Genomic DNA, 12,371 nt, shown 5'->3' on the forward strand with positions numbered 1-12,371 from the left:
GGTTCCGGAAAGGGCTCGCGCCAACCGGCAGGCCGGGTACTTTAAAAAGCGCATTATACATGCACGATCGCGCCCGTTTGTTGCAATGCAGTGAGCTGGCCGCTCCCGACTGCGGCCAGCGTTCAGGCGCCGCCCGGATTGCGCAGCGCGAGGTAGCAGGTGATCTCTTCGCGGTCGTGGTAAAGGTGCTTCAAGCGCAGCTCGAACGGCCCGTTCGGCCCGAGCCGTTTGGCGATGATTGCGCGGCACTGCTCGACCGCCTCGAGGCGCTTCTTCATCGGCAGCTTGAGATTGAAAATCGCCCGGCGGCAGCGGCCCGTGCCGATCCAGTCGGCCACCAGCGCTGCGATGCGCGTCGGCTGCTCGACCATGTCGCACACCAGCCATTCGACGGGGCGCGGCGGTCGCCACGTGAATCCGTCCGCGCGCAGGTGCTCGACCATCTCCGTCGCCATCACCGACGGCGCCATCGGGCCGTTGTCGATCGCGGTGACTCGCAGGCCCCGGTGGGCAAGCTGCCAGGTCCACCCGCCGGGCGCGGCGCCAAGATCCACGGCTCGCAGGCCCGGACGCAGGCTGGCGTTGCGTTCCTCTTCGGTCAGCAGCGTGAAGAACGCTTCGGCGAGCTTCAGCGTCGACCGGCTCGCCGCCTCGCGCAGCATGCGCAGGCGCGGGATGCCCATCGGCCACAGTGCCGCGCGCCCCGGCAGGGCGGCGCACAGCCAGGCCGTATGCGCGTCGGAGAACAGCACGTGCAGCGCCGGCAGGCCCTTCGCGCGTTCGCGGAAGGTGTTGGCCTTGTCCAGCTCGCGCTGCAGCGGCGCCGTGAAGCGTTTGCAGAAGCCGGACTGCTGCTTCGCCTCGTCGGTGTCGGGCGTCTCCAGCAGCAGGTCGGCGAAGCGCTGGCTACTCGCACGCACCGCCGCGACGATGGGCGTCGCGCGGTCGCGTTCGGGCAGGTCGGTGACGCGCGCGAACCACGGCAGGAGCTGGCGGGCAAAGATCAGGCTGCGCCAGTCGCAGCGCTCGGCGAGTTCCGCGAACGGAACCGGTTCGGGCGTTTCGAACACGACGAAGGCCGTCCCCGGCTGGGCGCGCACGAAACCCATCAGCCCGAGTCCGGCGGCAAATTCATCGAGTTCGGCCGCGGTTTCCTTCTCGAAGCCGGCACGACAAAGTGCAAGAAGGCCGTTGGCGGCAAAGCCGGATCGCGGCGACGGGGTCAGGGACATGGGGAGGGGCTCGCTGCGGGAACGTCCGCGCTGTGTGTTGTTATCGAATGGCCGCGGATGATAAGCCGCGGCGGGGGTGCCGCAAAGCGCCGGAAAACATCGGGCGCCCATCCGGCGCGCCGGCATTCATGACGAACCGGTCATTGTGCCGTGCGCGGGCGTTTCGCCGTGCGGTCTTCCGGGGGCGTCCCGCCCGTGCCGGCATCCGTTGCGCCGCCTGCCGCCGCCGGGGCCGGGGCCGGGGCCGGGGCCGGTGCCTGGGGATGGGCGACCTGCGATGGAACGGTCGGCAGGTTGTTCTGCATCATGTAGTCGTTCATCTCGCGCCAGCCCGCGAAGATGGCGGCCTTCTGCGCCTTGACGTTGAGGGCGTAGCAGTCTTCCAGCGAGCGGCCTGCGTGCCGGCAGGCGCCGCCGATCGCCTTTCCTTCGGCCTCCGCAAGGGCGGCTGTCTTGTGCGGATCGGGCAGGTCGAGCGCGTTGCTCAGCTGCTCGCAGGCGCCGAGACTCAGGAGCAGGAATAGTGGAATCACACGTTGCGCGAGCATGGGGTTACCTTGTACCTGTCACGGGGTTCGAGATGTATAACGTCCGCGGAGGAAAAATCTTGACGCAATGTTTGGAAGCCGGCCCGGGCCAGCAGGGTGGAAGGGTTTTATAATGTATTTCTTGGCATTTTACGGTCGTTAAGGAAGCAGGAATGAAGCCCTTGGCTCGAGTGTTGCGCAATGGTGTCGTGGCCGGTGTCGCCGCGATGGTGTGTGTCGGATTCCCGGTCGCTGCGCATGCGGCGAAGGCGAAACCTGCCAAGGCGGCCGCAGAGCCGGCGGGGCCGACGGAAATCCGTCTCGTGCATCAGCTCAGCCCCGAGCGCGAAGAGGCGCTGCAGAAGCTCGTCGCCCGCTTCAACGAGGGCAGCAAGGATTATCGCCTCGTCGTCCAGGCGGCCACCTGGAGCGACACGGACGCGCCGCACATGGCGATCCTGGAAGGCAGCGACGAAGACCAGTTCCTCGGCGCCGGCAAGCCGCGCTACAAGGCCCTCTCCAGCGTGATGCGCGAAGCGGGGGTGCCGCTGCAGACGCTCAAGCCGCCGGCAATGATGGATCGCGCGCTCACGGACGCCAAGGGGCAGCTGCTGGCGCTTCCCGTGGGGCTTTCGACGCCCGTCATGTACATCAACCGCAAGGAATTCCAGCGCGCCGGACTCAATCCCGATGCGCCGCCCAAGACCTGGTTCGACCTCCAGCAGGCGCTCGGCCAGCTTTTCGATGCGGGCTCGAAATGCCCCTACACGGTGTCCCAGCCGGGGCGCGTGATGATCGGCAACACCAGCGCCTGGCACAACGAGCCGGTCGCGGCACGCCAGGGCAAGGGTGAGCGTCCCGCCTTCAACGGCATGCTGCAGGTCAAGCACGTCGCGATGATGGCGAGCTGGCATCGCGCACGCTACCTCCACACCTTCGACGCCCAGTCCGAGGCCGAGCAGCGCTTCGCCTCGGGCGAATGCGCCGTCATCGCCGCCCCGTCGTCCAGCTGGACCGATTTCCGCCGCAAGGCCGGATTCGACATCGGCATCGCGCCGCTGCCGTATCACGAGGATTTCCCCGGCGCTCCGCAGAATACCCTTGCCGACGGAGCCGCGATGTGGGTCGCGGCGGGCAAGAAGCCGGCCGAGTACAAGGGCGTCGCGCGCTTCGTCGCCTTCTGGCTGCAACCCGAAAACCAGGTCGCATGGCAGCGCGAATCCGGCTATCTGCCGCTCAACCGCGCCGGCCTGTTTGCCGCGCAGAGCGACGTCCTCGGCGCCGACCTCGAGAACGTCAAGGTCGCCGTCGCCCAGCTCGGCAACAAGCCCGCAACGGCGGATTCCAGCGCGTCGAGCTTCATCGGTCGTGCGCGCGTGCTGGGCATCCTCGACGAGGAGCTGAGTGCCGTGTGGGCCGACCGCAAGCCGGCCAAGGAAGCGCTGGACAACGCGGTGACGCGCGTCCAGGCGATGTTTCCCGTTCCGCGCTGAGTTCGGCATGCACCGCCCGGAGTTTCCACTCCCCGCGGTGCTTGCGCATCGCTGCGGTGGAACGCTCGCGCCAGAAAATACCCTGGCCGGGCTTGCCGCGGCGGCTGCGAACGGCTGCCGCGGCGTCGAATTCGACGTGATGCTCAGCGGCAGCGCTTCGCCCGTGCTGATCCACGACGAAACGCTCGAGCGCACCACCAACGGTTACGGGCCGGTCGCGCACACCTCCGACGACGCCCTGTTCGCACTCGATGCGGGTTCCTGGTTCGATCCGCGCTTCGCCGGCGAACCCGTTCCCTGCCTGGATCTCGCCGCGGCCCGCTGCCAGGCGTTGGGGCTGGCGGTGAACCTCGAGATCAAGCCGTCGCACGGAACCGATGCCGAAACGTCCGAGCGCGTCGTGCGGCGTGCGCGCACGCTGTGGGCTGCCGCGCCCGACGCGGTCCTGCTGTCCTCGTTTTCCGAACGCGCGCTCGAAATCGCGGCCTCGCTCGCACCCGGCCTGCGCCGCGGACTGCTGGTCGGGGCCGTGCCGCCCGACTGGCTCGCACGCTGCCGCAGGCTGCGCGTAGCGGCCCTCCATGCCGATCACCGCCACCTCGATGCCGACTGCGTCGCTGCGGCGCGCGCCGCCGGCCTGTGGGTCGTGACCTACACGGTCAACGATCCCGGGCGGGCCGGCACGCTGTTCGATTGGGGTGTCGACTGCGTGATCACCGACCGTCCCGACATCGTCCGGGCGCCGCGCCGATGAGTGCGCGCGAGCGGCCCGCGTGCGATTCTTGACGGCACGCCGCCCGCCCCCCTACCATCTTCTTTTTGTTCCGCCGGGCGCTTCATCTTGTCAACCAAGCAGCTCTACGCGCCGATCGCCGCCGACATGCAGGCGGTCGATGCGGTCATCCGCCAGCGTCTCCATTCCGACGTCGTCCTGATCCGCCAGATTGCGGAGTACATCATCCACAGCGGCGGCAAGCGCATGCGCCCGGCGCTGGTGCTGTTCGCGGCAGGTGCGATGGGGTATGAAGGAACGAACCACCACCAGCTTGCCGCGGTCGTGGAGTTCATTCACACGGCAACCCTGCTGCACGACGACGTCGTGGACGAGTCGGAGCTGCGACGCGGCAACAAGACCGCAAACGCGATGTTCGGCAATGCCGCGTCGGTGCTGGTCGGCGACTTCCTGTACACGCGCGCCTTCCAGATGATGGTCGGCGTCGACAACATGCGCGTGATGCAGGTGCTGGCCGATGCGACCAACATCATCGCCGAAGGCGAAGTGTTGCAGTTGCTCAACTGCCACAACGCCGACGTCGAGATCGAAGACTACCTGCGCGTCATCCGCTACAAGACGGCGAAGCTGTTCGAGGCCGCGACGCGCCTGGGCGCGATCCTCGGTGGTGCGGATGAAAAGACGGAAACCGCGATCGCGGCCTTCGGCATGCACCTGGGAACGGCCTTCCAGCTCATCGACGACGTGCTGGACTACTCCTCGGATGAAGCCGCGACCGGCAAGCACCTTGGCGACGACCTGGCCGAAGGCAAGCCGACGCTGCCGCTCATCCACACGATGCAGCACGGCACGCCGGAGCAGGCCGCGCTCGTGCGTCGGGCAATCGAAACGGGCGGGCGCGACGACTTCGCGGCAATCCTCGTCGCGATCCATGAATCCGGGGCGCTGGAGGAGACGCGCCGTTACGCGCGCGCCGAGGCCAAGCTGGCGGCCGACGCGCTTTCCGCAGTTCCCCCTTCCATTTTCAAAGAAGCGCTGCTACAATTATCGGACTTTGCAGTTGGTCGAGATCACTGACACCTGCAGAGCGTCGGGGAATAGCTCAGCCTGGTAGAGCACTGCGTTCGGGACGCAGGGGCCGGAGGTTCGAATCCTCTTTCCCCGACCACCTATTCCAGAAAAGACCGCCGAATGGCGGTCTTTTCGTTTCCGGGCCCGGAGGATGCATTCGGGGCCGTGGCGCGTTACCATCGTCGTCATCACGGTGACGTACATTGGGAATCGTCGGTCGTCCGATGACCGGCTTGTGGAAATGACGCTCGATCAGCTTTCCCTGTTGCGGTATTGCGCTCTCGCATCGACGTCAGGCGAGGAGGGGCGTCCGTATGTCGTCGAAGTGGACGGCATGCGAGCGCTGCATTTCGAGGCCCTGACGGTGCAGAGCCAGATGCGGCTCGACGATCCCGCCACCCTCGAGATCGACTACACGCGCGCGATGATGGGATTCCTGCTCTTCAATCCCGAGCCGCGCGACATCGTGATGATCGGACTCGGCGGCGGTTCGCTGGCGAAATACTGTCTGCGCACCTTGCCGGACGTCCGCTTCACTGCCGTCGAGATCGATCCGGACGTGATCGCCCTGCGCGATGCGTTCGGCATCCCGCCGGACGGAGAGCGTTTTCGGGTGGTGTGTGCCGATGGTGCGGATTACGTGCGCCGGCGGGAGCATGCTCCCGATGTCCTGCTGATCGACGGTTTCGATCGCGGTGGTCAGCCCGACTGCCTGTGTACTTCAGGGTTCTACGACGACTGCCACACGATGCTCGCCGGCGGCGGGGTCATGGCGGTGAACCTCTGGTCCGGCGACCGGCGTTACGGCCTCTACGCGTCGCGCATCCGGGACAGCTTCGAGGACCGTTTCGTCGCGATCGGGGCTGAACACGACAGCAATCGCATCGCGTTCGCATGCAAGGGGCGCGGCTTTCCGCCGCGACGCCGGCAGCTGCTTGAACGTGCGCGAATGCTCGCCACGCATCACCCGATTGGGATAATGTCGACGGCGCAACGCATCCAGCAGCGCCTCGAGCGTCGCGCGCATTATCGTCCCGACCTGTGGGACGAGGGTTTGCACCGCTGGCGCGGCGACTGACTGCAGCGAGCACCGGGGCATGGGCGCCGGCGGCCACGGCGGACGGGGCGCCATCCGAAGGAGGTCGAGAATGAGTCACAAGCACATCGCGCTGTTGCGCGCCATCTTCCAGGATCCGATCAGTGCCAACATCCATTGGCGCGAGGTCGAGTCACTTCTCAATCACCTCGGCGCGACCATCGAGCCGGCGCACGGCGCCCGTTTTCGCATCGTACTGAACAAGGTCGAGGGGTTTCTGCATTATCCGCACCACGGCAGCGCCTGCACGAAGCAGGACATCAAGCAGCTGCGCGAATATCTCGGCCATGCGGGGGTCAGTCCGTCCGCCTACGAGCAGGAGCACGGCGGCTAGCCCCCGGCGGTTGCGTATGTGCCCGCGGCGGGCAGTGCGGTTGCCGTCTGTCACATGTGCGTCGTGTCGCCTGAGTTATGCTGTCGGGGTCGAGTCCGAGGCCCGGACCGACAGCTCAGATAAATACAAAACCCTGTGCCGAGCGCGGCTTTTCCGCGCCGGAAAAGGGATTCAGGGGAAACTGACCGAGATGACTGAACAACAGACGCGCGACTTTTCCGAGTTCCTCGGATATCGCTTCGAGGACCTGAAGGTGGGTATGACCGCGGCGACCGGCCGCACCGTGACGGATGCCGACATCCTGATGTTCGCGGGGGTGTCCGGCGACACCAATCCGGCCCACGTCGATGAGGAGTTCGCCAAGGACTCGATGTTCGGCGGCCGCATTGCCCACGGCATGCTGTCGGCGGGCTACATTTCCGCGGTGTTTGCGAACAAGCTGCCCGGACCGGGCTGTATCTACCTGTCGCAGACGCTCAAGTTCAAGGCGGCCGTAAAGCCGGGCGACACGGTGGTGGCACGCGTCACGCTGAAGGAGCTGAACACGCCGAAACGGCGTGCGATCTTCGATACCACGTGTACCGTGGGCGGCAAGGTGGTGCTGGAAGGCGAGGCGGAGATGTTGGTTCCCGCACGCGACTGACGTGTTCCGGCCCGTTCGCGGGCCATTTCGCGAAATGAAAAACGGGAGGTCCGCAGTGTGCGGCCTCCCGTTTTCCGTTTCGCGTCGGACCGGATCAGGCGTCGCGGCGCTTGTCGCGTTCGATCAGCGCGTAGGCCGAGTGGTTGTGGATGGATTCGAAATTCTCCGATTCCACCACGAAGCGGTCGATGCGTTTCTCGGCGTTGAGCAGGCCGGCGACGTCGCGCACCATGTCCTCGACGAACTTCGGGTTCTCGTAGGCGCGCTCGGTCACGAATTTCTCGTCCGTGCGCTTGAGCAGACCGTAGAGTTCGCACGATGCCTGACTTTCGACGAGCTGGACGAGCTCCTCGATCCACAGGAAGTCGTTGGTCTGCGCCGTGACGGTGACGTGCGAGCGTTGATTGTGCGCGCCGTATTCGGAAATCTTCTTCGAGCACGGACACAGGCTCGTCACGGGTACCACGACCTTCATCTCGAACACGTATTCGCCGCCTTCGCGCATTTCCGCGACGAAGGTCACTTCGTAGTCCATCAGGCTCTGGACGCCGGAAACCGGGGCCGTCTTGTTGATGAAGTACGGGAAGCTCATCTCGATGACGCCGGTCTCGGCTTCGAGGCGCTTGACCATCTCGCGCAGCATCGGCTCGATCGACTCGACCGAGATTTCCCGTTCGTTGCCGTTGAGGATCTCGATGAAGCGCGACATGTGGGTTCCCTTGAAATTGTGGGGAAGCCCGACATACATGCTGAAGGTCGCGATCGTGTGCTGCACGCCGCCGCTCTTGTCGCTGACGCGGATGGGGTGGCGAATCGACTTGATGCCAACCTTGTTGATGGCCAGCTGACGACTGTCGTTGGCGTTCTGGACGTCAGGAATGGCGTGGCTCTCGTGGGATTTCATGTCGCGTTCTCTGTTTGGTTGCTGCGGGTCAATGCTACCATTTCCCGACCAATTCGCTCAGCTATTGCGCACATAGATGCGCTCAATGGCGCTCAGGATCCCCGCGGGGTGCAACCCGACTTGTTCGAACAGCTGGCTCTGGTCTCCATGATCGACGAAATGGTCCGGCAAGCCAAGCCGCAGCAGGCGGGGCCGGTGCGGCAGGCTTTCGAGCACGCGTGCGACTTCGGACCCCGCGCCGCCGATCACCGCGTTTTCCTCCAGCGTCACGATCAGTTCGTGGTTGGCTGCCAGTTCTTCGATCAGTGCCGCGTCGATCGGTTTCACGAAGCGCATGTTGGCGACCGTCGCGTCGATCTCCTCGCCGACGAGGAGCGCATTGGTCAGCAGGCTGCCGAAGGCGAGCAGGGCGACCTTCCTGCCCTGGCGGCGGATTTCGCCCTTGCCCAGGGGTAGTTCGGTCATCGCGCTCTCCGGGCGAACGTTCATGCCGCTGCCGCGCGGATAGCGCACCGCCGTGGGGCCGTTGTGCCGGTAGGCGGTGTAGAGCATCTGCCGGCATTCGTTCTCGTCGGCAGGCGTCATCACGACCATGTTCGGGATGCAGGCGAGGTAGGACAGGTCGAAGGCGCCGTGGTGCGTGGCGCCGTCGGCGCCGACCACGCCGGCGCGGTCGATCGCGAACACGACGGGCAGGTTCTGCAGCGCGACGTCGTGGATCAGCTGGTCGTAGGCGCGCTGCAGGAAGGTCGAGTAGATCGCGACAACCGGCTTGAAGCCCTCGCACGCGAGACCGCCCGCAAACGTCACGGCGTGCTGCTCGGCGATGCCGACGTCGTGGTAGCGCTCGGGGAATTCCTTCGCGAATCGCACCATTCCCGAGCCTTCGCGCATTGCCGGCGTGATGCCGATGACCTTGTCGTCGCGCGCGGCGATGTCGCACAACCAGTCGCCGAAGACCTGGGTATAGGTGAGTTTGCCGCCGCCCTTGCCGCTCTGGATGCCGGCACGGTGGTCGAAGCTCGACACGCCGTGGTAGAGGATGGGGTCGGCTTCGGCAAGCTTGTAGCCCTGGCCCTTGCGCGTGATCACGTGCAGGAACTGCAGCCCGTTGAGCTTCCTGAGGTTCTGCAGCGTGGGAATCAGGGCGTCGAGGTCGTGGCCGTCGATCGGTCCGTAGTAATGGAAGCCGAACTCCTCGAACAGCGTGCCCGGCGTGATGAGGCCCTTGACGTGCTCCTCGACCTTGCGGGCGAAGTCGAGCATCGGCGGGGCGACGCCGAGGACCTTTTCGCCGGCGCGCCGTGCGGCGTTGTAGGTGCTGCCCGAGAGCATGCGCGCGAGGATCTTGGTCAGCGCCCCGACCGGCGGCGAGATGGACATCTCGTTGTCGTTGAGGATCACCAGCAGATTCACGTCGCTGGTGTCGCCTGCGTTGTTGAGCGCTTCGAACGCCATGCCGGCCGACATCGCGCCGTCGCCGATGACGGCGATCGAGCGGCGTTCGCTGTCGCCACGGTCGCGCGCGGCGACTGCCATGCCCAGCGCGGCCGAAATCGAGGTGGACGAGTGAGCGGTGCCGAAGGTGTCGTACTCGCTCTCGCAGCGCCGCGGAAATCCGGAGATGCCGCCGAAACGGCGCAACCCGCTCATCGCCTCGCGGCGCCCGGTCAGGATCTTGTGGCCGTAGGTCTGGTGGCCGACGTCCCAGACGATGCGGTCATCGGGTGTGTCGAAGATGTAGTGCAGCGCGATCGTGAGTTCGACGGTGCCGAGGTTCGACGACAGGTGTCCGCCGGTCTTCGACACCGACTCGATCAGGAAGGCGCGCAGTTCGGTCGCAAGCGCATGCAGATCGCGCCGCTCGAAGCGGCGCAGGTCGGACGGCGAATCGATGCGGTGCAGCAGGGGGTACTGAGGCATGTGGATGTCCGGCAGAGCGGAATTCAGAATCGGCGGTGAACGATGAAGTTCGCGAGTTCGTCCAGCCTGGCGGCCGCGGCACCGAAGGGCGCGATGGCGTCACGGGCGTCGGCAAGCAGCACGTCGGCCAGCGTGCGCGCTTCGGACAGGCCCAGCAACGTGACGTAGGTCGGCTTGTTCTGGTCCGCGTCCTTGCCCGCCGTCTTGCCCAGCGTCGCGGTGTCGGCCTGGGCGTCGAGGATGTCGTCGACGACCTGGAACAGCAGGCCGACGAGCTTGCCGTAGCGGTCGAGGCGGGCCAGCGCGTCGGGAGCGAGCGGGGCGCCGCACTGCGCGCCGAGCAGCACCGCGGCCCGGATCAGGGCGCCGGTCTTGTGGATGTGCATGAATTCGAGCTCTTCGCGCGTGAGCTGCTTGCCCACGGCGCCGAGGTCGATGGCCTGGCCGCCGGCCATGCCGCGCGACCCGGAGGCGCGTCCGAGGAGCGTGACCATCTCGAGCTGCACGGCGGGGTCGTCGTTCCCACGGCCTTCGGCGATGGTCTGGAAGGCGAGCGCCTGCAGCGCATCGCCCACCAGCAGTGCGGTCGCCTCGTCGTATTCGACATGCACGGTCGGTTTGCCGCGCCGCAGGACGTCGTCGTCCATGCAGGGCAGGTCGTCATGGACGAGGGAGTAGGCGTGGATGAGCTCGACGGCACAGGCGACGCGATCGAGGCGCTCGGGGTCGGCTCCGGCGATCTCGCCGGCGGCATGCACGAGCAGCGGACGCACGCGTTTGCCGCCGCCCAGGGCGGCGTAGCGCATCGCCTCGTGCAGGCGTTGCGGCGCGATCGCCGCATCGGGGAGGATCGTGCCGAGGGCGGTTTCGGTGCGGTGCTGGACGCTTTCCATCCAGGCGGCGAAATGATTCCCGCTCACTCCGGGCTCCTCCTGTCTTCGGGGTTGTCGAGCGGGGCGAGCGCGCCGTTCTCGAGCTGGAGCACGCGCTGCTCGGCCGCCTGCAGGGTTTCCTGGCAGTATTTCAGCAGGCCGGCGCCGCGCTGGTAGTGTTCCAGCGCCTGTTCCAGCGTGATGTTGCCGGTTTCCATTTCCTGCACGATCGATTCGAGTTCGGCGATGGCCGATTCGAAGGATTTCGGCGAGTTTGCCGTCTTTGCCATGACTCGAAGCCGGGCCAGTAAAAGGGAGAAAAGTAACCGATCGCGCCACTGGCGGTCAAATTACTTCTCGCATAAAATGGCCTGCTGGTTTTTCCGAATTTCTTGACTTTTCATGGGAGGTTCGGGGGTGTCCGACCTTGCTTCCAAGGCCAAATTGTCCCCGGCGGTGTCTCAGTTGCCGGTGTCGGCGTATTTCGACGAAAGCATCTTCGAACTCGAAAAACGTCTGTTGTTCCAGGCCGGGCCGGGTTATGTCGGTCATGAGTTGATGGTGCCGGAGGTCGGCAGCTATCGGTCGCTCGAGTGGCTGGATCATTCCAAGCTCCTGTTTCGCAGCGGTGACGGTGTCCATCGGCTTTCGAACATCTGTCGCCACCGTCAGGCGATCATGCTCGAAGGTTCCGGCAAGGCCGAGCGCATCGTCTGTCCGATCCACCGCTGGACCTACGACCAGCAGGGCGAATTGCTCGGTGCGCCGCATTTCCCCGAAAACCCCTGCCTCAACCTGAAGCGCGATGCGCTCGAGAACTGGAACGGCCTGCTGTTCGCAGGTCCGCGCTCGGCCGCGGCCGACCTCGCCGGCATGAACGTGGCCGGGCAGTTCGATTTCTCCGGCTACAAGCTCGATCGCGTCGAGATCCACGAGTGCAGGTACAACTGGAAGACCTTCATCGAGGTCTATCTGGAGGACTACCACGTCGTGCCCTTCCATCCGGGCCTGGGCAGCTTCGTGACCTGCGACGATCTGACATGGCAGTTCGGCGACTGGTACTCGGTGCAGCGCGTGGGGATCACCTCCCTCGCGAAGCCGGGGTCCGCGACCTACCGGAAGTGGCACAAGGCGGTGCTGGACTACTACGGCGACAAGCGGCCGGAACAGGGAGCGATCTGGCTTACCTATTATCCGAACGTGATGGTGGAGTGGTATCCGCATGTGCTGGTGGTCAGCACCCTGATTCCGACGGACGTGAACCGCACGACCAACGTGGTCGAGTTCTACTATCCGGAGGACATCGTCGAGTTCGAGCGCGAGTTCGTCGAGGCCGAGCAGGCCGCCTACATGGAGACGGCGATCGAGGACGACGTGATCGGCGAGCGCATGGACCGCGGCCGTTGGGCTTTGCTGCAGGAGGGGCGCAACGAGGTGGGGCCTTACCAGTCGCCGTACGAGGACGGGATGCAGCACTTTCACGAGTTCTATCGCCGCATCATGGGGGAGCATCTCTGATACGCGATGGCGGCGCATGGTGCGT

General features: G+C 65.6%; 13 protein-coding genes and 1 tRNA gene. 8 read left to right on the forward strand and 6 right to left on the reverse strand.

Features of this window, described 5'->3' with window-relative positions; genetic code table 11:
• Positions 1 to 122: 122 nt before the first annotated feature.
• Positions 123 to 1,232 (reverse strand): 23S rRNA (cytidine(2498)-2'-O)-methyltransferase RlmM, encoded by a 1,110-nt coding sequence (gene rlmM / locus BW991_RS13095; protein ID WP_076602562.1) that lies wholly within the window; start codon positions 1,230 to 1,232, stop codon positions 123 to 125.
• Between the two features lie 140 nt (positions 1,233 to 1,372).
• Complete coding sequence (locus BW991_RS13100) at positions 1,373 to 1,780, reverse strand: hypothetical protein (RefSeq protein ID WP_076602563.1); 408 nt, start codon at positions 1,778 to 1,780, stop codon at positions 1,373 to 1,375.
• A gap of 152 nt (positions 1,781 to 1,932) precedes the next feature.
• Here BW991_RS13100 and BW991_RS13105 point away from each other — a divergent pair, with 152 nt between their 5' ends.
• The 7 genes from BW991_RS13105 to BW991_RS13135 all read left to right on the forward strand — a co-directional run bounded on the left by BW991_RS13105 (position 1,933) and on the right by BW991_RS13135 (position 7,129).
• On the forward strand, positions 1,933 to 3,252 hold the full coding sequence (locus BW991_RS13105; protein WP_170879099.1) for an extracellular solute-binding protein: 1,320 nt from the start codon (positions 1,933 to 1,935) through the stop codon (positions 3,250 to 3,252).
• 7 nt (positions 3,253 to 3,259) lie between these two features.
• The gene (gene ugpQ / locus BW991_RS13110; RefSeq protein WP_076602564.1) at positions 3,260 to 4,006 is read left to right on the forward strand and encodes a glycerophosphodiester phosphodiesterase; all 747 of its coding nucleotides are present in this window, start codon (positions 3,260 to 3,262) and stop codon (positions 4,004 to 4,006) included.
• Between the two features lie 87 nt (positions 4,007 to 4,093).
• The gene (ispB, locus tag BW991_RS13115; RefSeq protein WP_076602565.1) at positions 4,094 to 5,062 is read left to right on the forward strand and encodes an octaprenyl diphosphate synthase; all 969 of its coding nucleotides are present in this window, start codon (positions 4,094 to 4,096) and stop codon (positions 5,060 to 5,062) included.
• 14 nt (positions 5,063 to 5,076) lie between these two features.
• Positions 5,077 to 5,153, forward strand: a tRNA-Pro gene (locus tag BW991_RS13120).
• A gap of 144 nt (positions 5,154 to 5,297) precedes the next feature.
• A complete protein-coding gene (locus BW991_RS13125; protein WP_076602566.1) occupies positions 5,298 to 6,134 on the forward strand; it encodes a spermine/spermidine synthase domain-containing protein in 837 nt (278 codons plus the stop codon).
• Between the two features lie 70 nt (positions 6,135 to 6,204).
• Complete coding sequence (locus BW991_RS13130) at positions 6,205 to 6,486, forward strand: hypothetical protein (RefSeq protein WP_076602567.1); 282 nt, start codon at positions 6,205 to 6,207, stop codon at positions 6,484 to 6,486.
• Between the two features lie 190 nt (positions 6,487 to 6,676).
• Positions 6,677 to 7,129, forward strand: a complete 453-nt coding sequence (locus BW991_RS13135) for a MaoC family dehydratase (protein ID WP_076602568.1) — start codon at positions 6,677 to 6,679, stop codon at positions 7,127 to 7,129.
• A gap of 94 nt (positions 7,130 to 7,223) precedes the next feature.
• Here the strand turns inward: BW991_RS13135 and folE2 are convergent, their stop codons facing one another.
• From folE2 to xseB, 4 genes are read right to left on the reverse strand one after another with little or no spacing between them, the layout of a single operon-like run.
• Positions 7,224 to 8,033 (reverse strand): GTP cyclohydrolase FolE2, encoded by an 810-nt coding sequence (folE2, locus tag BW991_RS13140; RefSeq protein WP_076602569.1) that lies wholly within the window; start codon positions 8,031 to 8,033, stop codon positions 7,224 to 7,226.
• A 57-nt stretch (positions 8,034 to 8,090) separates the two neighbouring features.
• Positions 8,091 to 9,956: a 1-deoxy-D-xylulose-5-phosphate synthase gene (gene dxs / locus BW991_RS13145; RefSeq protein ID WP_076602570.1), complete on the reverse strand. Its 1,866-nt coding sequence runs from the start codon at positions 9,954 to 9,956 to the stop codon at positions 8,091 to 8,093.
• A 23-nt stretch (positions 9,957 to 9,979) separates the two neighbouring features.
• Positions 9,980 to 10,849: a polyprenyl synthetase family protein gene (locus BW991_RS13150; RefSeq protein ID WP_076602732.1), complete on the reverse strand. Its 870-nt coding sequence runs from the start codon at positions 10,847 to 10,849 to the stop codon at positions 9,980 to 9,982.
• Positions 10,850 to 10,872: 23 nt separating this feature from the next.
• Positions 10,873 to 11,118: an exodeoxyribonuclease VII small subunit gene (gene xseB / locus BW991_RS13155; RefSeq protein WP_076602571.1), complete on the reverse strand. Its 246-nt coding sequence runs from the start codon at positions 11,116 to 11,118 to the stop codon at positions 10,873 to 10,875.
• Positions 11,119 to 11,245: 127 nt separating this feature from the next.
• Between xseB and BW991_RS13160 the strand changes: the two genes are divergently transcribed.
• A complete protein-coding gene (locus BW991_RS13160; protein WP_076602572.1) occupies positions 11,246 to 12,346 on the forward strand; it encodes an aromatic ring-hydroxylating oxygenase subunit alpha in 1,101 nt (366 codons plus the stop codon).
• Positions 12,347 to 12,371: the final 25 nt, after the last annotated feature.

It is taken from the genome of Aromatoleum tolulyticum, assembly GCF_900156155.1.
Lineage (GTDB): Bacteria > Pseudomonadota > Gammaproteobacteria > Burkholderiales > Rhodocyclaceae > Aromatoleum > Aromatoleum tolulyticum.